Genomic DNA, 21,303 nt, shown 5'->3' with positions numbered 1-21,303 from the left:
TAAACACAGGTGGCCCATGAGCATTACCCGTAATGATTTAAAAATATTTAAACCCGAACAGTTGGGTACCAGTGACGATGCAGGCGGTCAGCGCACCCGCAATGCCGTTGAATCGGGTAAATTAAACGAGTTGTTTACTGCTATTTCTGATATCGACCACGCGCAATCATCACTCGATATTGTTAAATGCTATCCAGCGTTAGACACCGCAGACACAGGCACCTTGCTTGATGCTCATGTGTTTATTAGTCAGCCACCCACCGACCCGCTCGTGTCTATGTTATTGGTTGAGGCCGATGCATTAGATGACGAAGACCGCATGGTCGAAATGAAAGAAATATTAGAGTCGTCGGTGACTGCAGGATCATTAATCCGTCAAGGCGCACCAGGCTTCTTACCTAATCAAAACAGCTTTAGCCGCGAGTATTTACAGTCAACATACATCTTTGACGGCAAAGAATATCGCAAAACTACCAGTTTGCGTGTTGGCCAAGTGATTGCGATTGCTGTTGAGTACCCAGGCGTTGAAGATGCCGACTGGCCGCGCAAGATACATTACTGCATGGTGACCGATACTAATGCACCAGGTAACAGTGAAGGCAATATTGTATTTGACCCACCAATCGATTTTGCGACACCTGAATATAACGTTACGATTAATTCAACATCTAACTGCACTAAACTGCGATTAACCAACGAAGCCAGCCCGTTAACGTTTCACGGCGTGAGTAAGTTAACTGCCGCGAGTAGCAACAAGAATCTAGCCGTTGCCGCAGTACAACAAAACTTGTTGCCAGTGGTGTTGAGCGAACAAGTTAAAACGGGGCAGGCCATTAGCGACGGTGACATAGTCCGTAAAACCGTTACCCAAAATGCGACAACGGCGCAAAGCTATCAGTTCGCGCTGGTCGATGTGTTGCAAGGCGATAACACGGCAATAGATTACACCCCAATCACCAGTTACACATCGGGCGGCATTCAATATGGCAGTGACGATGCCATTGTGGTTGTAAGTAGTGACACAGTAAGTGTGACCTTATCGCGCAAGCCTGATCTCAATACCCCAGTGTCTTTGCAATATATATCAGGTGCGTCGTATCAAAACTATGACAATGCCGATGAGTTCCCTGTAGATCGCGAATTGGTACCAAATACGTTAACAGGTACTGTTTATTATCAAAGCAGCAAGTATCAATTTGTTGAACGTGATGGTGCTTTATATATTATTGTGGCGTCAAATGTTGCCGGATTCGTTGTTAGAGTAGAAAAGCGTGTCGCCATTGTCGATTACCAAACTGGCAGTATCACGTTAGAGACTGGCATGATCAACTTAGCTTATGTGGGTTTAGTGATAGCGCCAGAATCTGCCAATGTGGCTACGTTCGTATTGAATGCAAGCGATGCATTGTTAGATACCTTTTATGTGCAAGTGTTTACCGTGGGCGATGTATTAATCAGCGCCAGCTGTGACAGCAACGGCACGGTAACAGGCACAGGCATTAGCGGAAGTATTGTCAATAACCTGGTGCAGTTGTCGTTTACTCAAGACGTTAAGTTAAGCACCTTGCGGTATGACATTACCGAGCAGGTGCGTAACTTACCGCCTGCTGATATTTATGGCCTAAACCCACTGCGGATCCCCAATGCAGGTATTGTCGATATTTACCGTGCTTGGGGTACGATTGCCGTGTCGCACACTGACTATCAAAACGTCGTTAGCCCAAGCAATGGCACAGTAGTTACGATTCGCACTGGCAGCAACTTTGTTGATATTACCGACGCAACGGGCGCCAGTTTGTGGACCGCAACCAGTGACCATTTTACGGTTGATAATGCCGCCGGCACCGTTACCTTAAACAGTGACTTTAGCGGCTTTACTGCACCATTTATTTTAAGTGACACCATTAGCGAGTTGGCATTAGTGACTGCAGTGAACACCAACACAGTCACTATTTCAGCGGCGTTGTCGCGTGAATACCCCATTGGTTCAAGTGTGGCCAGTGTGCAAATACTCGGTGACTTGCAAGCCCGAGTAGGCAAGGTGCGCGACATGACCAGCTGGGCTAACAATTGGGACCTAGACGGTGAAGCCGCCCAAGGCACGTTAAACACGGTTGATTACCCGATTGAAGTGACCAACGCTGCAGCAGTGAATGAAGATTGGGCCTTAGTGTTTACCTCGACCACAGCGTTCCGTTGTATAGGTAAACGTATTGGCCAAATTGCCACGGGTGATACGGTAAACGACTTTGCCCCGATTAACTCGCTAACCAATCAACCTTATTTTGTGATTCGCTCTGGTGCGTTCGGTGCCGGTTGGAACCCGGGCGAAGCCATTCGCTTTGCTACCGTGGCCAGCGCTAAACCCGTTATGCCAATTCGCACCGTGCAAGCGGGCCACAGCCAAATCAACACCGACAAAGCCGTGCTGGCATTCCGTGGTAATGAAGCATAAATAATTAAATTAAAGTAAGAGGTTAGTTTTATGGGATTACCAGTAACGGTTTATCGGCATACAGATGTGGGCGCACCTGTGGGACGCCCTACAATACCTGCCGATTGGATAGCAATATTAAAGGCATGCTTAGTTGATGGTTACGGGGCTAAGCAACCACTCGGTTGGACGTTAGAGTTTTCTAATGAAACTACGTCAGCGTTTAAAAACAGCGTAATTGATGGTGGGTCGGGTTGTTTTTTCACAATTGAAGATTTAACAGGTGGTGCGTCACAAGGTAACTTTGACATAACAATTGCAAAGTCAATGACTGACATTAATACATATGTTGATAAAGTTCAATCGCGTAGGTATCGGACATATAATAGTTCTGCTGGTGTACTTGGTTGGACAATTATAGGCACCAGTCGTGGGTTTTGGATGATCACTGTTAACGCAACTTCAGGTGCGCTTGATACTTTACAAACGTACTTCTTGATGAATGCTTTCATAGGTGATATCGAATCATTTACACCAAATGATAATGCTCCATTCGGTATATTGTCAGGTATTAGTACAACAGGTGATTCGACGTCAGTAACAACTACAGCATTTCTAGGTAACACTGATAAAATCTATATGACACATTTATCGTCGGACGGTTCAGCTGGCAAAGTAGAATATAGTTATATATTCACTAGTAAAACAACAACTACTGATGGCGGAGATATTGATGTGGTGAATGTTCCCGCCATATTGACCACACCTTTACTGTGTGGCATCGGCGGCAATGGTAGTCCATCATTCAACCTGTGCCGAGGTAAAATTGCGGGGCTGTATGAGTTACAGCACGCAGGTTGCCAACAATTGACATATCCTATTGTTCGCACTTTTGATGGCGAACAATACGAAGCAATAGTGGGGAATAAAGTACCAATCTTCTGGATAAGAATTTCGGGGAACTGGTATGAATAATTTTGTTTTAATATCGCATAAATACATAAAATCTCAGGCGGTATTGCAGGCTATATTGACTTTAGATGTAGACGTTGAAGCCGAGAGAGTTGCTGTATTGGACAGAGTAACTTTACAACCAATGCATAACATAACAGCTGTGTCCTCTAACTTTAGTGTGATTTTACCGCTTGATTACGGCAGCATTAAAAAAGTAATAGTGGGAATAATCGACGATGATGAAGTACATAACTGTCAATTTATTGATGGTGTCAGTGCTGAAATTCTCGACGTGAATGCTGTGCTAAGGATTTAATTAATATGATCCAATTACGCTTTGGTCAACCATGGTTAAATGCCACATCACCAGTAACGATACGTTTTGGTGGTGAAGTAGTGCCGCTGCCACCAATCAAGGCACCATCGTTGGGTATTAATTTAGGCGTCACCTGGCAACCACCTGTGCGTGCTGATCACCAATTGCAATTAGTTAGTTATTGCGAACCAAGGCAGAGTGAAACAACCGCGGCTTGGTTTACTCATTTTGCTATTGATAGCGTGACCATTATTAATTGGCAATACAAACCACTTACTCAGCAAACCTACTTAATTGAATATGCTGCAAACCCGTTATTAACCGTAATAAATGCGTGGCAATGGTTTGTGGCTGACAGCGTTGAACAACAATGTGAATTAAATTGGTTGGTACCGACTCAACAGCAAACCCAATGGCTGATGAACTGGCAAACAACGACTAACTTACTCGCTATTGAATCGACAATAGATTGGGCTGACGGTAACGAATGCAGTAATTTGATTAACGTGACTTATTACTATGGTCACATTCGTGTTACTCAACCTAGCATTGCTTGGGGCCCGCATACCGCCAGTTGGATTTGCTCAACTCGTTATCGACCACCAACCGGCAAAATCTCGATACGCTTCAGTGAGCCTTGGGCCAGTTCAGCCAGCCCTTTGCTGTTACGTTTTACGGCATCTGCTAACTATTGTTATTTTGACGATGGCGGTGGGCTAATCGATGCCAACCCAAGCTTACCCAGTCTTGATTTTGAAACCCCCATTGAACCTCAACTGCTCAGGTATTATTTAATGCAGCCAACCATTACGTGTGTGCGTGTGTCTGACGACGTACCGATTGTTATCAGTAATATCAGTATCAGCCGCAGCCGTGGCCAATGGGCCAGTTCGGTGAGTATCGATTTTTCAAGCAGAATCGATGCCAGCCGTGCTGAAAACCAATTGCTTAAAGTCGGTATAAACGGCTATGAGTTCTTTACCTTGGTAGAACAAACCAGTGTAAGCAAAGTGTTTGGCAATGAAACGTATCGCGGAACGGGCCGCAGCCGCAGCGCCGAACTTGCTACTCCATACGTATTGCCTATTAGTTATACCAACGCAACATCACGCAGTTTTGCTGGTTTGCTTAATGACATGCTGCAATTCACAGGTTGGACTATTGCGCTTAATGGCATCGTTGATTTTAACGTACCTGTAGGTGCGTTCAGTGTTGGCAATAAATCACCCATCGATGCAGTGCAAGAAGCCGTTGCTCAATTGGGTTGCATGTTGTTATCTAATGATGAAACCAAAGCATTAGCCGTGGTACCACGTTGGCCAACCGTGCCGTGGTTAATGGATGGTGTAACACCAGACTTAACCGTGCACGATGCGGTGATCACAAGTTACAGCGAATCAAAAGAAATCGGTACCGAGTGCAATGTGGTTTGGCTTCGGGGTGAGCAGCAGGGTATTAGCGCAAAAGTAAAACGTGCTGGCACTGCAGGCAATATCGCCGCCGATGACATCAGCGCTCAATTGATTGTTGATAACCAAGCAGCACGAACAGCCGGTACCAACGCACTGGCCGACACGGGCAATAAGCTTAACATCAATATGAGCTTGCCGATTATGGCCGATTTACCACCTGCAACACCTGGTATGTTGATTGGTATTCGTGAAGGTGTTGATGTGTTCAAAGGTACGTGCGATTCGGTGACGATCAATGCATCAATTAGCGACACTGGCGACATCGATGTAGAGCAAACCATCACCGTCGTTCGTCACGTTGCATAAGCTGTTGTATCAAAACCAGCATAAGGAATCGTAATGTTAAAGCAGTTACAACAAAGCCTAAGCGCCCCGCGTACCATCATGACGATTAACGCCGTTAACACCGATGGCACCGTCACCGCCAGCACTGCCAGCAACCATACTCAACGAGTAATAGGTTCAGGCAGCGTTGGCGATCATATCTATGTCCAAGACGGCAGGGTGCTAGGGACAGCACCAGATTTGGCGTTTGTAGAGATAGAGGTTTAGTAAGTTACACAGATGAACACAGGTTATTTATGCATTAATCTTTGAATAAAGCCGTAGAAATACGCAAAGCCTGTCATTAAAAATCAATAAGATACCTTACCTATCCGGCATAGTTTATTTCTACGCTTTTTTATTACAGCATTGAATCTAAAAACAATTAGCGCTTACTCCAAAACCGATGGTTGCGAGTTCGAGTCTTGCCACCCCTGCCAAATAAAACAACGGCTTGCATAGAAATATGCGAGCCGTTTTCAATTCTGTAGAAGCAACCGTAGAAACGGTAATTTCAAAGTCTTCATTTCTTTTGATAAATACCAGTCAGAATTTTATTTCGATCACATATATTGACCTAAATAGTTTATTAGCATTATTCAATCATTGAATAAATGGATTTCAGTTTGAGATATATTAAAATTAGAACCAACGAACTGCATTAGTCTGCTAAAAAACAACTACCGCATAAAATCTCATTTCTATAACATAAATTAATCGGTTAAGATTGGCTTGGCATTAACCAAATCGAGCAAAAACCATACCCAGCATGCTTTTACTCATAAATTCTAAAACGTTAGGCTAGGATTTAAGTTCACAAAAATATTATCAAAGGTGAATTCTATGATTCAAATAAGCTTATTCTTTTTGGTATTACTGTTTTCATTCTCTAGTTACTCGCAAACACCGAGTAAGGAATTTACTTGGCCAGGCGGGAGGACGCTAGCTATAAGTCTTTCATATGATGATGCGTTAAACAGTCAATTAGATCATGTTATTCCCGAGCTTAATAAACATCATTTTAAAGCCTCGTTTTACGTAGTCGCAAACTCTCCTGTGTTGAATGTGCGAATGGAGGAGTGGCGAGCAGTTGCAAACGCTGGCCATGAGCTTGGTAACCATAGTGTGTATCATCCGTGTAGAGGTTCACGTGCCGATAGGGACTGGGTTGAAATGCATCATGACCTTGATCACTATAGTGTCATACAGATGATTGAGGAGCTGGCAGTTGCTAATATCTTACTAAAAGCGATTGATGGTAAAACTGAAAGGACTTATACGGTTCCCTGCGGTGACTTGCTTGTCGGTAGTAACTTACCGGTGGGCGGTAAAAAGTACCTCAATGATATAGAACATCTATTTACTGCTATTAAAGGTCAAGGGGATGATAAACGATTTTCACCTATATTGTATCCAGAAGGACAAAATGGAGAACAACTGATCGAATATGTTCAGAAACTATCCTCGGATATATTGTTAATTAATATTATTTTTCATGGGGTAGGCGGAGATTATCTATCTGTTTCATCTGAAGCGCATGCTGAGTTGTTGACATTTTTAGCGGATAATAGAGAACTCTATTATGTTGATTCATATATTAATTTGATGAGGTATGCCAATAGTATCTTATGACAGAAGACATCTTTATCCTCCTTCCTTCTCTTATTCATCGAATTGGTGGGGATAGAGCCAAACAAGCTAAAACGATAGCATTGCAGTGTGATTGCCAGCTGAAGCGTGTACGTCGTTCGCGAAATTGGGTTGTGTCAGGCAATGCCATGAGTATTCAATCGTTTACCGAACAATTAAGAGCGGATAGTGATGAGGGCTTTAGTTATCTTATCAAAAAGATTGTAACCGCATTGTTGGGGCATGCCGACAAGTTAGAGCCTTTAGACGCAAAGCTTGCCCGTTTGATTAACCAAACCCCTAGCATTACCTTAGGGGAATTAATTCAACTGACTCAATGCACTATGGCTGAAGCCAGAGTGGCACGCTTCAATGCGGACTTATGAAATTAGGTTGGTACGATTCGCTAGATAGTAGATAATCAGAGCATTGAATATCCATCATCAATACAATAAATGTCATATTTTTCAAAATAAACCTTTACAATACTTGAAACCAAGGTATTATACAGCCTGCTCTGACATTCAGAGTTATTAATGAACATCAAGTAAAAGAAAAGCCTTAGAATCTCTGCGTTATCGTTGTTATCCTCTGTGTTTCCCTTAGCTTCATCGTGACATTCAATAATTCAAGCTTGAGCGCATCGCATTTTCGCGACAGATTGATTAAATTTAAATATATAAGGGACACAAAATGTCTAATAAAACAACTGGTTTAGTAAAATGGTTTAACGAAGATAAAGGTTTTGGCTTTATTACTCCTGATAATGGCGGCGCTGATGTGTTCGTTCATTTCCGTTCAATCACTTCAGAAGGTTTCAAAACTTTAGCTGAAGGCCAAAAAGTTTCTTTCGAAGTTGAGCAAGGCCAAAAAGGCCCTCAAGCTGCTAACGTAGTAGCTGAGTAACTCTTACTTTGTAAGATAGCGCAAATGGTTTAGCGACTGTTTGCGCTTTTTTGTATCTATAATTTAGTGATTTATCCCTTATTCATATCAGCTCGAGTTCACAAGTAACTAATTTATATTTACTTTATCCGATTACAAGTCCATTGATTAACGATATGCCCAGATAAGAGACAACAAGACCAACTCTGCCTTTTCTATTTAAGATCTGACTCACTTTATTAGTTGGTTCGATCCTCTCTCGATGTTTTTATGATCTTCATCAACACTTATCACCGTAAAACGAATCATTATACTCATTGGATATAATAATGATGACTGCGAGGTGTTCATGTCTGATACCAAAATAATTTTGATATTAAAAATATGTATATCGGTAGGGATTAGCTTAATCTTGTTAGGTATTTATTGCCATAACTTCAGTAATACCATTGAGATGATGGGTATTAATGGCATCATGATTAGTGCAATGTGTGTGGCTTTTGGTATGGTGTTATCGTTGCCGACAAAAATGTATCTAACGTTTATATTGGTTAACCATGAAACGAAACTAACTTAAAAGTAGTAGATTAGTTTGGTTGATTCCAAACCCTGAGTTTAAATCCTGGTACGGATTCCAATTTAAAAATTTTTAAGAAAGTTGATGCGATAATGCTCAATCATTAACACCAACTATATCCTCCTTTTCTATTTTCTATTTTCTATTTTCTATTTTCTATTATGCTTTTTAGCACTCAATCGCTTTTAATAACCTCAACTTTTCATCATTCTGAATCACTACAGAAAATTCCTAATTTATCGAATTTAAAAAATTTCATAAAGGGGCAAAAATAGTAATTTAATACTTAAATATGATGTTTTTTAGTTGTTGATTTTGAATCGATAAATATAATGATTACGATAAAATAATTTTTAATTAGCTCACTTATTACTCAGTTGATATATTTGATATTATGTAACAGTATATTTGCTACAATAAAATTTTAATGTACTGATTATATTGTTATTTAATAGTGGTTGATAATTTTTTAATGTACTAAAAAAGACTTTTTTTCCGGTTATTAATGTGACTTTTGTTACCTTTTGGTTATTTTCGTGATGACATTCGTTGTTTAATCCGTTATTACTGTTTGTGCACATAGGCAAATGACATTTAAGGGAAAAAAATGAGTTCATGGTTTGATAATGTTCAACTTGGTTTTGATATGGCTACGAGCCTAACCATCGTTGGCGCAGCAGTGACTTGGATTATTCGCGAAAAGAAGCAAGCAGAAGCTGAAAAAGTGCGCGGAATTAACCAACAAGTGAGATCGACCAGTTTGAAAAAAGTACAAGATGTACTTTCTGAAATGGAAGATAAATTTTCATTGTTGATTAATGAAACTCAAACTTATGAAAACATGATTGATAACCGAGTGCGAACCGTAGATGAACAATTGGATTTTTCACGATTAAATTTAGCGATAAAGAGAGACAGTAATTTTCTGGTTAAAGCGATTGATCGTCTACAAGCTATCCGTGAAGAGTTAGGCCAATTTTATGAGTTGATTCAAGTGAGACGCTATAGCTTGATACCTTTACTTGATGCTATTGAAGAAGGCGACAAGTATATTGGTGTATTTCAACAGAATATTGATGAAGTTGGTGATGCTTATAATAAAGTAACATCTGGTAATGTCTCTCTTTTAAAAGAATTAGAAATTATCATTTCACGACTCAATGAGGAATTTGGCGATCAGTTAATTGATGTAACAGATGATGTTAAAAAGGAATTATTCCAAAAGATATCTGCTGATGACAAGTATATGCAACCGATAAAATCAATCATTTTTGATGAAGATTATTTTTATTGGGTGCAACGATTTGTCCCTTCAGGAAAAGAAGACGATTACGTCGAAAAAGTAATTAGACCAAGCAATATCGAAGATACCGATTTGTGCTCTGAAGTCATTGTGCACTTCATTTTAGCGTTAATAGGTAAGAATCATGAGCTAATTTCTCAAGTGTTAAGAACGGCTTCTGTTTCGGTGATGAAAGCGAGAATTGAATGTAAAGATATTTTAATTTCACTTAGTGCTATTTCACATAAATTGGTGATGGATAATAACGGTGCATCTTTAAACAATGTGATTATTAAGTATGACTCTAAAGAGTATTTCGGAAGAGACATCACTATTCGCTAGGTTGATAATTTAGCCTTTAATTTGTGTACATTTTTCCTCGTTACTTAGTTTTAAATGAATGAGGGGTGAGAACTCCTCATCATTTAAGACTAATTCCAATGACTAATTTTATGGTTAACCGGTCTTCCCCTAAACTTTATGACTAGTTTAGGTCATAAGGCGTTATAACCCCTCTATCAACAATTGGCGTTAAAGCATTATTAATGCATCAGTATGCATCGCTGGGGAATCACTTTATGAGCCCCGCTAGTACCGGATATAACGCAAGATTGATAATATAAATACCTTCAATATTTCCTGTTATTGAGCTAAATCCGTACTGCAGGCTTTCGAGCTAAACGACACTATTTATTCAGCTAAATCCACTTAATGCCTTCTTTAAGGCAATTAACCCAAGACTATTGGGTCAAAAACACCGATAATTCACCTCAATTAGACAAGCTGGCTATTTGGCCGCGTAAGACTGTGGATATATGCAATGGAAATCAAAGTAAATTTTCTCGATAACTTGAGACTCGAAGCTAAATTTGACGACTTTACCGTCACGGCCGATCAACCTATTCGTTATAAAGGTGATGGTTCAGCTCCTAGTCCTTTTGATTATTTCTTAGCATCGTCTGCGCTGTGTGCGGCTTACTTTATCAAGGTGTATTGTAAAGCTCGTGATATTTCGACTGAAAATATCAAGTTGTCGCAAAACAATATTGTTGATCCTGAAGACCGCTACAACCAAATATTCCAAATCCAGGTGGAATTACCGGATGATCTTTCGGATAAAGACCGCCAAGGTATTTTGCGTTCGATTGAGCGTTGCACCGTTAAGAAAGTAGTACAAACTGGCCCTGAGTTTAAAATTGAAACCGTTGATAACCTTGATGCAGACGCCAATGCAATGTTGATGGGCCAACCTCAAGGTGACGAGAATACTTTTATCTTGGGTAAAGATTTACCGCTTGAACAAACCATCAAAAACATGACTGGCTTATTAGCCGATCTTGGAATGAAGATTGAAATCTCCTCTTGGCGAAATATTGTGCCAAACGTTTGGTCTTTGCATATCCGTGATGCTGCATCACCAATGTGTTTTACTAACGGTAAAGGTGCCACTAAAGAAAGCGCATTATGTTCAGCATTAGGTGAGTTTATTGAGCGTCTCAATAATAACTTTTTTTATAATGATCAATTCTTTGGTACTGAAATCGCAAATAGCGAGTTTGTACATTATCCAAATGAAAAATGGTTTGCACTCGAAGGTAATGATTCGTTACCTTCAGGTATTTTAGATGACTATTGCTTAGACATTTATAACCCAGATGAAGAGTTATGTGGCTCGCACCTAATTGATACCAATTCTGGTAATAAAGATCGTGGTATTTGTACTATTCCATATACACGCCAATCTGATGGTGAAACAGTTTATTTCCCGTCGAACCTTATTGAAAATTTGTTTTTAAGTAATGGGATGAGTGCAGGTAATAACTTGCAAGAAGCCCATGTTCAGTGTTTATCTGAAATTTTTGAGCGTGCGGTAAAGCGTCAAATCATTGAACAAGAAATAGTGCTTCCTGATGTGCCAATGGCGGTACTAGAGAAATACCCAAGTATTTTAGCGGGTATTAAAGGGCTTGAAGAACAGGGGTTCCCTATTGTAGTGAAAGATGCTTCATTAGGCGGCCAATTCCCTGTCATGTGCGTGACCTTGATGAACCCTCGTACCGGTGGTGTCTTTGCCTCGTTTGGTGCACATCCTAGCTTTGAAGTGGCATTAGAGCGCAGCTTAACCGAGTTATTACAAGGTCGCAGTTTTGAAGGCTTAAACGATGTGCCAAAGCCAACGTTTAACAGCATGGCAGTAACTGAACCAGAAAACTTTGTTGAGCACTTTATCGATTCAACAGGGGTTATCTCTTGGCGCTTCTTTAGTAGTAAGTTTGATTATGAATTCTGTGAATGGGATTTTACTGGCACTAGTGAAGAAGAAGCCAGCGGTTTATTCGGTATCTTAGAAGCCATGGGCAAAGAAGTTTATATTGCCGAGTTTACTGATTTAGGTGCGTCTGCTTGTCGTATTTTAGTCCCTGAATATTCTGAAGTGTATCCAGTTGATGACTTGATTTGGGACAACACCAATAAAGCCTTAAACTACCGTGAAGACATTTTAAACCTGCATTCACTAAGCACTAAAGCGTTAGGTAAGCTAGTGAATCGCTTAGAAGAAAGTCAATTAGATAATCATACCGATATTCGCACTTTAATCGGCATTGTGTTCGACGAGAACACTGTTTGGGGCCAATTAACTATTATCGAATTGAAGATCTTGATTTACCTAGCATTAGGAGCCCATGAAGACGCCATTGAGTTAGTCGGAGAGTTCTTGCAGTTTAACGACAATACTGTGCAACGAGGTTTATTCTATCAAGCTGTGAACGCAGTATTAGAAGTGACGTTAGATGAAGATTTAGAGCTTGAGCATTTTATTGGCAACTTTAACCGTATGTTCGGTCAAGATGTGATGGACAATGTGGTAGGTTCGGTTAATGGCACGGTGCGTTTTTATGGCCTGAGCAAAACTAGCATGAATTTAGAAGGTATCGAGCCGCATCTACGTTTGATTGAAAGTTACAAGAAACTGCACCAAGCGCGTAAAATTAAAGCTGGAATATAAGTAATACATCTGCTTGAAATCTCTCTAAGAGCGAACCTGATGGTTCGCTCTTTTTGTTAGAGGAAGTTAGCCAGATTTCATGACCATGATTGACGACGAGTTCAGATCAAATGCTTACTGCTTTAAATAAGTATTGTGCAGTGTAGATAACGTCAAAGGTTTATCAAAATAGTAGCCTTGGATTAAATTGCAGCCAAGAGAATGCAGCATGGTAAGTTGTTCCTTCTTTTCAACACCTTCAGCGACGGTTATCATTCCGTATGCATCACTGATGGCTAAAATTGATTTGATGAGGGCCTTACTTTGCTTACTGATAGTAATGTTATTTACAAAACAGCGGTCTATTTTAACTTCATCAAAAGGTAGCATATTTAAATAACTTAATGATGAATATCCGGTGCCGAAGTCATCTAGTGAGATGCAGAACGAGCGTTTTTTTAATTCAGTTAATATGTCATATGTTTTTTCAAGCTCATTAAGCATGACATTTTCGGTGATTTCTAAGGTTATTCGGTGTCGATCAATACCTATTTCATCGGTTGCCTGTGTAATTAAATCAATAAAGTCTGGTGACATTAGCTGTTTTGGGGAAATATTAATCGAAACATTAATGGCATTTTTACCTGCTGGGGACACACTTAATATATCTGTACAGACTTGGCGAAATACAAATAGACCAATTTCTTTAATGATCCCAATTTCTTCAGCTATGCAGATAAAGTCATCGGGTGAAATAGATCCGAGTTTTGGATGTTCCCATCTTGCGAGTGCTTCAACTGCAATTAGCTGTTGTGTTTTTGTGTCTATTTGTGGCTGATAAAGAAGGAATATCTCTTCATTGTCGAGTGCTCTTCTGAGTTCTTCTTCTAGTAAATATTTATATTGAATTTGTTCATTCAACTGATAGTTGTAGAAGGTAGCGCTACCTTTAAGTTCAGCTTTAGATTTGTAGAGTACGATGTCAGCTTTGCGGATAAGGCCTTCAGGTTGGCTATCATCAGAAGGATACATACTAACCCCAATGCTACATTGGGTCATTATCTCTCGGCCATTGACAATAAATTTCTCATCAAATAATTGCTGTATTTGGGCCACTTTAAGATAGGCTTCATTGAGATTATTGAGCTGCGGAAAGCAAAAGACAAATTCATCACCACCAAATCGCGATATGGTGTCTTTTGACTCAAAAGCATGTTTAAATTTTTCGCTAATAGCTTTTAATAACTCATCACCGGCGGAATGACCATGACAGTCATTGACCTTTTTAAAGTCATCAATATCGATAAATACAATAGCGACTTGTTGATGGTGAATATTTGCTGATTCTATGGCTTCATAAATTTTTTCTAGTAACAATATTCGATTAGATAACCCTGTTAACGCATCATGCAAGGCCATGTGGTGGAGTTTGCTTTTTGAGGCTTCCAATGCATGGATATTATGTTCAATTCGTTGCTGAAAACGATGGAAACGTCTAGCAATTAAGTTGCTCACTATGAGCGAACTCCCCACCATAAACAGTGTTGAAAAAGCACTTAATATTATGACATTGGTGAGTTTTTTTTGATTCAGCGCTTTTGCTTCTTGTTCTTTAATTTTTATGTAGTTATTAACTTTGCTTGAATCAAAATATGAGCCTACTATCCAATTCCAATCCTTAATTCGCCTGATATAGGCAATCTCAGTACTGTTAATATCAGCTTGGTTCAAGGAAGTATCATTGAAGGTAATAAAGTTGCCTTCAAACTGGGCTTGAGTGGCCATTTTTTCAGTTATTGTCGAATTTGAATTGATAAGAAATGCTAAATTGTTATCTTTGGTTTCATTCGCAAGTAAATTGCCTTCGCCGTCAATGATAAATAAATTTTCATTTTTTGTATGTTCATAACCCATAACAGATTTCAACAATGATATCTGTAAATCATCTTCAATATCAGAAACATACTCACCAGTTCCTATGAACCAGTCATAGGGATCGAAATACTTTCCAAAGCCAATTTTTTCATATTCTTTTTTTAAAGCTTCCCCGGGTTTTTGGTACCACCAGTGATAAAAAGCTTCTCCATTTTGCTGCTTAATTAAGTTTATATGCTCTCTTAAAATGTATGATCCCCGTAGGTCTTGAGCATCCCAAGCAGAGCTTCCTTCAAGATCGGGTTTAAGTCCATGTAAGACATTAATTCCATCCATTTGAAAGATAAAAAAATAACCTCTCCCTTCATAAAATCGGATTGGACGTAACGCATCCGTGATTAATTTTGTCACTGTGGTTTTGGGTTTGTTTTGGTTATTGTTGTAGATGTTTGTTGCTATTGCATATGCTTCGTTTACACGTTGCTGAGACAGTATTTTCAGCTCATCTATGAGCATTTTCTTTTTATAAAGAATATAATTAGATGCTTTATTGGTTGATTGTTTTACGGCATTTTTATTTGTTTCAATAATGTCTTCACGAAGGGACTTGATACTTTCATAGGCTTTATCTTGATTGTCTTTAATAATGATAATATTGACAGTAATCGCGAAAAAGCCAACGACAATACTTGGTGTGTACTTTATTAGGTTAACTAACTTTTTATCGTTTAAAATCATCATGAAAGCTTAGTAAATTCCTTTTTACTGCTTGAATTGTGTATAAAAACAATCCGATAGTTATTTAGACGTTTATTTCTTTATGCATCTAATAATTAATCATAGTTGATTATGCATTAATTTGTATGTTTTACGAACATTTATAGTCACGGCCACTCTAATTGGTTGGACGATGTTGATTTGATTTAAATAATTGTATTTTATTATTAATTTTTTGTACGCAGTTATCATTCAGGCAATATTTTGGGTTTTATGCATGAAAGTCTATTATTTTAAGTGTGATTTCTATCATCTGTGATCATTGGTAAGTAGATGGGGCATTGTTCATTTTGGGCATGATATTAAGGAATAAGTCGTAGGTGACTGCGTACTATAGAGATAAAAAAAGGCCATTTATGTTGTAATAAATGACCTTTTTTTGTTACATAGAGCTTAGATTGTAGGTGTTTTCTATTTAAACAATTTTTGAGCTGTTTTTTGAGCTATTGTTTGTCTAAGTAACTGTCTACCGCTGTGGCTCTGTCTTCGGCGTGCTCTAAAAGCTCATCGATAGCATCATAAAAATCATCACTGTTTTCTAAGAAACTGTAGCCTGATACTTCTGTGGTGGCGTATGGAGCAATAAGAGCTGAATATGTATTGTAGCTGGCTTGCATTTTATTGGTTTCGAATGCATCACCGATGACTTCAAGTAAATATTGGTTGTAGCGGTCTCGGTATTCATCATCTGCGTAAATTTTTGCAATGAGAGGCCAGCTATTAGAGTTTAAATCAGAAAAATCTAAGGCTAAAGCGCCACCTTGTTTACCGTCTTGCAAGGCTTCGTTGTTGTCCCATGGGATCCATGTCAGCTGTGATGTTTCAGGATTATTATATAAATAGTAGTTGTGTGGCATTATGCCGTAAGTATCCCAGTTTTGAATAATGCCATTGACGGCTAAATATTTTAAAAATACATCAACATCAAATACGGCTTCAAGATTTGCACGCCATGTTTCTGGGTCGCTACTGGCCGTATCATCATCATGTAAAGCTGTGAATAGAGCAAGGATATCAGACCAATCTTCGTCGTCTTCGTTAGTTTTCTTTTCAAAATCGTCTTGGCTAAATGAACCGTCTACAAAAGTCGCGCCATCATCTTCAGGTTTATATAAGTTACCGTCATCACTAGAGAATTGAGTATCAATTAAGGTGTCGTCAACTTCTTCAACTAGGGTATATAAACCAAAATATTCTGGGCCATCACCATGGTCGACATATAAGGTGTAAAAGCCGGTATGAGAGACAGCTAAACCTGCATCTTTAAATACATCTGCGGCGACTTTTTCTCGTAGCATTGACTCGTCATTAAAGTTGTTTTTCAAACTGAATTTTTTAAAGCCATAAAATCGTTGATTTTTAATTTGTGGGTAATCATCTTCATATTCGTCAAAATCGAGTTTAAAGGCGAGTTTTAAAATTCCTTGTTGCCAACTGGTTTGCAGTGATGAGTTACCTTTAAAGCGAATTCCCACTCGATACCATTCAATGTCGTTATAAAATACTTCAGCAGGTACAAAAATAGGGTCTTCATCAGTATCAGTTAAGCTATTTGATGAGGTTCGACCAAACTCGCCATAGATTGCGGTCATGTCATCTAACATGCTTTGCCAGCGCTCTTCAGTCACGACGATATCGAATCGTTTAACTTCAGTATCATTAAATACTTCGGTAAAGTTAGGATCAACATTTTTACTGTGAGTTTCGTCTGTCCAATCGGTAGCTTCAAAATCCGCATCTGTGACTACATCTTCGGTATCTGTATCTGTATCTGTACTTGTATCGGTATCGGTATCTGTACTGGTGGCTGTTTCAGTGACATCTGAAGTGCTATCACTGTCACTACCACAGCCAGTGAGCATAAATACACAACTAAATGTGATGATAAGTAATAGCATTATCGGCAGGCGAAACAGCCGATGGGTATTATGTAAGTTATTGATGGAAAACATTGGGCTCTCCTAGCATTAAGGGGTAATTGCAAATGTAAAACCGTTACGAGGATGTTATCGAAAAAAAGTGCAGAAGATGTGCAGTATTAGTGGAAGAAACTAGCAAGTAGATAAAAGTACGATTTTGATCCTATTAGCTCTTAACTCAATGATGATCGCTGTATTTTAGTTAGGTGCTTTTGGGTTGGTTGTATGTCCGGTAAATTGGTATGTCTGATTTGTTCTTGTTTTGCTGTTGTTGATGAGTTGGAATGATACTACCGCTTCAAACTAGAATGTAGGTATTGTTGGTGTTAGGGGCTACGGGAGGGAGTGTAAAAAAATTATTGTGGTGATATGCAGTGGTACCTTATAAATTTACAATGATATAATCCTTCTCAATAATAAGTTAACGCTTACTTAGGTATGAAACCTATTGGGGGTATAAATGAATGTTGAAAATGATGTAATCGACAATCTAGCTGAATTAGAGCGTTTTTTGTTGATAGTCGAAAAGGGTGGTTTAGGCTTAGAGGGCGTAGCTGGGGTTGGCTTGGCAACCAATAATGCTGATGGTAGTCATTTTGTTGCGGTGTTTGGTGATAATCATAAGTTGTTATTGGCGCGTGGAGTTACAGCTGAAATCTTTGAAAGCGGCAAGGATATGGTGAAGAATGGGGTAAAACCCAAGCATTAACCTCCAAAATCATCGGTAAACTAAACAAGGGCAGAAATACATTTCCTGCCCTTAGTTTACTGGAGATTTTTGAGAATTTATTTATCGATATTAATTCATTCAGCTACTTGTCTGAATTGGTTGAACCAATTTTGTGAATTGCTAAATCCGCGCCAATAAACTCATCTTCTTGGCTTAAGCGTAAACTTGATATTTTATTAACTAAACCATAAACGATCATACCGCCAATTAATGCAACCGCTACCCCGGCAATACTACCAATGAGTTGCGACAAAAAGCTGACTCCGCCAAGACCGCCTAAGGCTTGTTGACCAAAAATCCCCGCAGCAATACCGCCCCATACACCGCATAAGCCGTGTAATGGCCATACACCGAGTACATCATCTATCTTATTGCTACGCTGTAACTTGGTGTAAACCCATACAAATAATCCACCGGCCACTCCACCAACAATAAATGCACCAACAGGATGCATTAAGTCAGAACCCGCACACACGGCCACTAAACCAGCAAGAGGGCCGTTATGAATAAAACCAGGGTCATTTTTACCGGCAACAAGCGCCACAATAGTACCGCCGACCATAGCCATTAAACTGTTCACCGCAACTAAGCCGCTAATGCCGTCGAGGGTTTGAGCTGACATGACATTAAAACCAAACCAACCGACAATAAGCACCCAAGAGCCTAGTGCAAGAAACGGGATGTTCGATGGAGCAAACGCAATACCAGGTTTACGACCGCGTCGTGGGCCTAATAAATAGATGGCGACTAAAGCTAACCAACCACCCATGGCATGTACTACAACAGAACCGGCAAAATCATGAAATTGGGAGCCAAATTGGCTTTCTAGCCACGCCTGAAAACCAAAGTTACCATTCCACATAATCCCCTCAAACAAAGGGTATATGAAGGCAACAATTAATGCCGATGCCAGTAAAAAAGGTCTAAAGCTGCCGCGTTCTGCAATACCACCAGATACTATTGCTGGAATGGCTGCTGCAAAGGTCAGTAAAAAGAAAAATTTAACCAGTTGATAGCCATTATCGGTGGCCAAGCTTTCTGCGCTGACAAAGAAGTGGTTGCCATAAGCTATTTGGTAGCCAATGACAAAGTAGGCCATGGCAGAAAAAGCAAAGTCAGTCAGAATTTTCACTAAGGCGTTGACTTGGTTTTTATGTCTTACCGTGCCCATTTCTAAAAATGCAAAGCCAGCGTGCATGGCTAAAACCATAATTGCACCAAGTAAGATAAACAGGGTGTCTGCACTTTGTGCAATAACGCCAATAGCATCACTAATATTATTCATTTCAGTACCCACAAAGCGATTCTCTTCTACAATTCATACTGTTATAAAGCAAAAGTCATTCCTAAATCGTTACTTTGCTATCACTTTTTGAACCTGTTTGGTGCAAACTCATGAAAATGTTGCTGAAATGATCTCGTAAATGTTCGATGTTAGTGCAATTGAAAATTAAGCCAACACAGGGAATGATGGTGACAATTGAGGTTTTAGGTATTTGCGTCCTATATTGGTGCGCTTGCGCTTTTCTTTGGTGCGTTGTACACGGTGTGAATTAACTTTATGTTAACAGTTGCTATTAAGATAATATTGTTCAAGTAAAGTAGGGCGCATAATCTGTGAATATCCCACGTTCTATTAACAAAAACTAGAAATGACAAACTTAATAACGGGAATAATATGACATTGGTAAGAGTAGCGGGGGTTGGGATGATCCCTTTTTGCAAACCGGGTAATCATGAACCCTACCGCGCGATGGCGGCTAAAGCGATTAAGTTGGCATTAACTGATGCAGGGCTTGAAGCAAAATTGATTCAGCAAGCTTATGGTGCATATATCTATGGTGACAGCACCTGTGCACAGCATGCATTTTACGATGTGATCCAAAGCGGTATTCCAATTATCAATGTTAATAATAATTGTTCTAGCGGCTCGACAGCGTTATTTCTAGCGCGCCAAGCAATATTGTCAGGACAAGTTGATTGCGCGTTAGCATTTGGATTCGAAGAAATGCAGCCTGGTGCATTGGGATCACATTGGACTGATAGAGAAAACCCTTTTGAGCGGATTGAGCCAGTGTTAAAACAGTTTAATGCCCCGCAAGGCCCGATTGCATTACGTGCTTTTGGTGCTGCAGGTCGACATTATATGGATAAGTATCATGTAGGCGCCGATATCTTTGCCAAGGTGGCAGAAAAATCGCGTCGTCATGCATTACAAAATCCATATTCGATGTTTTCAAAACCATTAACTTACCAACAAGTGCTTGATGATAAAGTTATTTATGATCATTATTTAACTCGACTTATGGCATGCCCACCTACTTGTGGCGCAGCAGCAACGATTGTGTGCAGTGAACCGTTTGCCAGGAAACATGGTATTACCTCTAAAGTACATATTATTGCGCAGGCAATGGCAACAGATACCGAGCAATCGTGGCAAGACCCAATCTATGCCGTTGGTAAAGACATGACGCAACAGGCTGCCGAACAAGTTTACTGCGAGGCAGGGATTGGTCCAAATGATATCGATGTGATTGAGTTACATGATTGTTTTACCCCAAATGAAGTGATTACTTACGAGGCGTTGGGCCTTTGCCCTGAGGGCGGTGCCGCTGAATTGATTGCCAATGGTGACAACACTTATGGTGGTCAATTTGTCATTGGACCTTCGGGTGGGCTGATGTCTAAAGGCCACCCCATTGGTGCAACAGGGCTGGCACAATGTACTGAATTAACCTGGCATTTACGCGGCCAGGCCGGGAGTAGACAAGTGGATAACGCCAAATTAGCGTTGCAACACAATGTCGGATTAGGCGGTGCTGTGGTAGTGACATTATATGGCGTGTAGCTATTCTGTAGTGCGAGCTCTGATGGTGTTAATAGCATTGAACTGAATGATGATAAGTATGACCAATAAGTCTTATTATTACCTAGAGTGCAGTTAAAAATGGGTTTTAAAATGTGACAAAAATATAAGTTTCGGCTGACAGCATTATTTAGTGTTCATTTGAAAAATATTTCATCAACCTGATTTTTAAGCATATTTTATATTTTACGCTTTAATAATTAAATTGTTTTGAACAATCATTCAAATTAATTTGAACGAATGCTCAAATTCATTTATAGTTACCTCAATTAGACAC

At 39.6% G+C, this 21,303-nt stretch carries 16 protein-coding genes; 13 read left to right on the top strand and 3 right to left on the bottom strand.

The features are described from left to right. The first annotated feature begins 16 nt into the window (after positions 1-16). The 11 genes from FH971_RS16240 (at position 17) to FH971_RS16190 (ending at position 12,880) form a co-directional block, all read left to right on the top strand. Entirely contained in the window at positions 17-2,455 is a 2,439-nt protein-coding gene (locus FH971_RS16240; RefSeq protein ID WP_140235017.1) for a hypothetical protein, read from the top strand. Between the two features lie 30 nt (positions 2,456-2,485). Next, complete coding sequence (locus FH971_RS16235; protein WP_140235016.1) at positions 2,486-3,409, top strand: hypothetical protein; 924 nt, start codon at positions 2,486-2,488, stop codon at positions 3,407-3,409. Next, positions 3,402-3,704: a hypothetical protein gene (locus FH971_RS16230; RefSeq protein ID WP_140235015.1), complete on the top strand. Its 303-nt coding sequence runs from the start codon at positions 3,402-3,404 to the stop codon at positions 3,702-3,704. The genes FH971_RS16235 and FH971_RS16230 overlap by 8 nt, the downstream gene beginning before the upstream one ends. A gap of 5 nt (positions 3,705-3,709) precedes the next feature. After that, entirely contained in the window at positions 3,710-5,482 is a 1,773-nt protein-coding gene (locus FH971_RS16225; RefSeq protein WP_240778366.1) for a hypothetical protein, read from the top strand. Between the two features lie 33 nt (positions 5,483-5,515). Continuing rightward, a complete protein-coding gene (locus tag FH971_RS16220) occupies positions 5,516-5,728 on the top strand; it encodes a hypothetical protein (RefSeq protein ID WP_140235013.1) in 213 nt (70 codons plus the stop codon). A 615-nt stretch (positions 5,729-6,343) separates the two neighbouring features. Beyond that, complete coding sequence (locus FH971_RS16215; protein ID WP_140235012.1) at positions 6,344-7,132, top strand: polysaccharide deacetylase family protein; 789 nt, start codon at positions 6,344-6,346, stop codon at positions 7,130-7,132. Next, entirely contained in the window at positions 7,129-7,515 is a 387-nt protein-coding gene (locus tag FH971_RS16210) for a ribosome recycling factor family protein (protein ID WP_140235011.1), read from the top strand. Before FH971_RS16215 ends, FH971_RS16210 begins: the two co-directional genes overlap by 4 nt. A gap of 307 nt (positions 7,516-7,822) precedes the next feature. Then, positions 7,823-8,035 (top strand): transcription antiterminator/RNA stability regulator CspE, encoded by a 213-nt coding sequence (gene cspE, locus FH971_RS16205; RefSeq protein ID WP_137225803.1) that lies wholly within the window; start codon positions 7,823-7,825, stop codon positions 8,033-8,035. Between the two features lie 328 nt (positions 8,036-8,363). Continuing rightward, entirely contained in the window at positions 8,364-8,591 is a 228-nt protein-coding gene (locus FH971_RS16200; RefSeq protein WP_137225804.1) for a hypothetical protein, read from the top strand. Between the two features lie 607 nt (positions 8,592-9,198). Next, complete coding sequence (locus FH971_RS16195; protein ID WP_137225806.1) at positions 9,199-10,215, top strand: hypothetical protein; 1,017 nt, start codon at positions 9,199-9,201, stop codon at positions 10,213-10,215. Positions 10,216-10,693: 478 nt separating this feature from the next. Continuing rightward, positions 10,694-12,880, top strand: a complete 2,187-nt coding sequence (locus tag FH971_RS16190) for an OsmC domain/YcaO domain-containing protein (protein WP_140235010.1) — start codon at positions 10,694-10,696, stop codon at positions 12,878-12,880. Positions 12,881-12,994: 114 nt separating this feature from the next. Here the strand turns inward: FH971_RS16190 and FH971_RS16185 are convergent, their stop codons facing one another. Both FH971_RS16185 and FH971_RS16180 read right to left on the bottom strand, forming a co-directional pair. After that, entirely contained in the window at positions 12,995-15,475 is a 2,481-nt protein-coding gene (locus FH971_RS16185) for a bifunctional diguanylate cyclase/phosphodiesterase (RefSeq protein WP_140235009.1), read from the bottom strand. A gap of 479 nt (positions 15,476-15,954) precedes the next feature. Continuing rightward, entirely contained in the window at positions 15,955-17,463 is a 1,509-nt protein-coding gene (locus FH971_RS16180) for a CotH kinase family protein (RefSeq protein WP_140235008.1), read from the bottom strand. A gap of 427 nt (positions 17,464-17,890) precedes the next feature. Here FH971_RS16180 and FH971_RS16175 point away from each other — a divergent pair, with 427 nt between their 5' ends. Further along, positions 17,891-18,139, top strand: coding sequence for a hypothetical protein (locus FH971_RS16175; RefSeq protein WP_140235007.1), 249 nt, complete (start codon positions 17,891-17,893; stop codon positions 18,137-18,139). A gap of 103 nt (positions 18,140-18,242) precedes the next feature. Here the strand turns inward: FH971_RS16175 and FH971_RS16170 are convergent, their stop codons facing one another. After that, positions 18,243-19,445 (bottom strand): ammonium transporter, encoded by a 1,203-nt coding sequence (locus FH971_RS16170; RefSeq protein WP_140235006.1) that lies wholly within the window; start codon positions 19,443-19,445, stop codon positions 18,243-18,245. Positions 19,446-19,838: 393 nt separating this feature from the next. Here FH971_RS16170 and FH971_RS16165 point away from each other — a divergent pair, with 393 nt between their 5' ends. Next, positions 19,839-21,008 (top strand): lipid-transfer protein, encoded by a 1,170-nt coding sequence (locus FH971_RS16165; RefSeq protein ID WP_137225820.1) that lies wholly within the window; start codon positions 19,839-19,841, stop codon positions 21,006-21,008. The last annotated feature ends 295 nt before the right edge of the window (positions 21,009-21,303 follow it).

The sequence above is a fragment of the Shewanella polaris genome, assembly GCF_006385555.1.
Taxonomy (GTDB): domain Bacteria; phylum Pseudomonadota; class Gammaproteobacteria; order Enterobacterales; family Shewanellaceae; genus Shewanella; species Shewanella polaris.
Note: the sequence above shows the minus strand (reverse complement) of the source record. Positions and strands in the feature narration are given on the sequence as shown.

Excerpts from the sequence above, each read along its gene's own strand:
- FH971_RS16165 (WP_137225820.1), top strand. The coding sequence starts at position 19,839 with ATGACATTGGTAAGAGTAGCGGGGGTTGGGATGATCCCTTTTTGCAAA.
- FH971_RS16225 (WP_240778366.1), top strand. The coding sequence starts at position 3,710 with ATGATCCAATTACGCTTTGGTCAACCATGGTTAAATGCCACATCACCA.
- FH971_RS16215 (WP_140235012.1), top strand. The coding sequence starts at position 6,344 with ATGATTCAAATAAGCTTATTCTTTTTGGTATTACTGTTTTCATTCTCT.
- FH971_RS16180 (WP_140235008.1), bottom strand. The coding sequence starts at position 17,463 with ATGTTTTCCATCAATAACTTACATAATACCCATCGGCTGTTTCGCCTG.
- FH971_RS16185 (WP_140235009.1), bottom strand. The coding sequence starts at position 15,475 with ATGATGATTTTAAACGATAAAAAGTTAGTTAACCTAATAAAGTACACA.
- FH971_RS16240 (WP_140235017.1), top strand. The coding sequence starts at position 17 with ATGAGCATTACCCGTAATGATTTAAAAATATTTAAACCCGAACAGTTG.
- FH971_RS16230 (WP_140235015.1), top strand. The coding sequence starts at position 3,402 with ATGAATAATTTTGTTTTAATATCGCATAAATACATAAAATCTCAGGCG.
- FH971_RS16220 (WP_140235013.1), top strand. The coding sequence starts at position 5,516 with ATGTTAAAGCAGTTACAACAAAGCCTAAGCGCCCCGCGTACCATCATG.
- FH971_RS16175 (WP_140235007.1), top strand. The coding sequence starts at position 17,891 with ATGAATGTTGAAAATGATGTAATCGACAATCTAGCTGAATTAGAGCGT.
- FH971_RS16200 (WP_137225804.1), top strand. The coding sequence starts at position 8,364 with ATGTCTGATACCAAAATAATTTTGATATTAAAAATATGTATATCGGTA.
- FH971_RS16235 (WP_140235016.1), top strand. The coding sequence starts at position 2,486 with ATGGGATTACCAGTAACGGTTTATCGGCATACAGATGTGGGCGCACCT.
- FH971_RS16210 (WP_140235011.1), top strand. The coding sequence starts at position 7,129 with ATGACAGAAGACATCTTTATCCTCCTTCCTTCTCTTATTCATCGAATT.
- FH971_RS16195 (WP_137225806.1), top strand. The coding sequence starts at position 9,199 with ATGAGTTCATGGTTTGATAATGTTCAACTTGGTTTTGATATGGCTACG.
- FH971_RS16170 (WP_140235006.1), bottom strand. The coding sequence starts at position 19,445 with ATGAATAATATTAGTGATGCTATTGGCGTTATTGCACAAAGTGCAGAC.
- cspE (WP_137225803.1), top strand. The coding sequence starts at position 7,823 with ATGTCTAATAAAACAACTGGTTTAGTAAAATGGTTTAACGAAGATAAA.
- FH971_RS16190 (WP_140235010.1), top strand. The coding sequence starts at position 10,694 with ATGGAAATCAAAGTAAATTTTCTCGATAACTTGAGACTCGAAGCTAAA.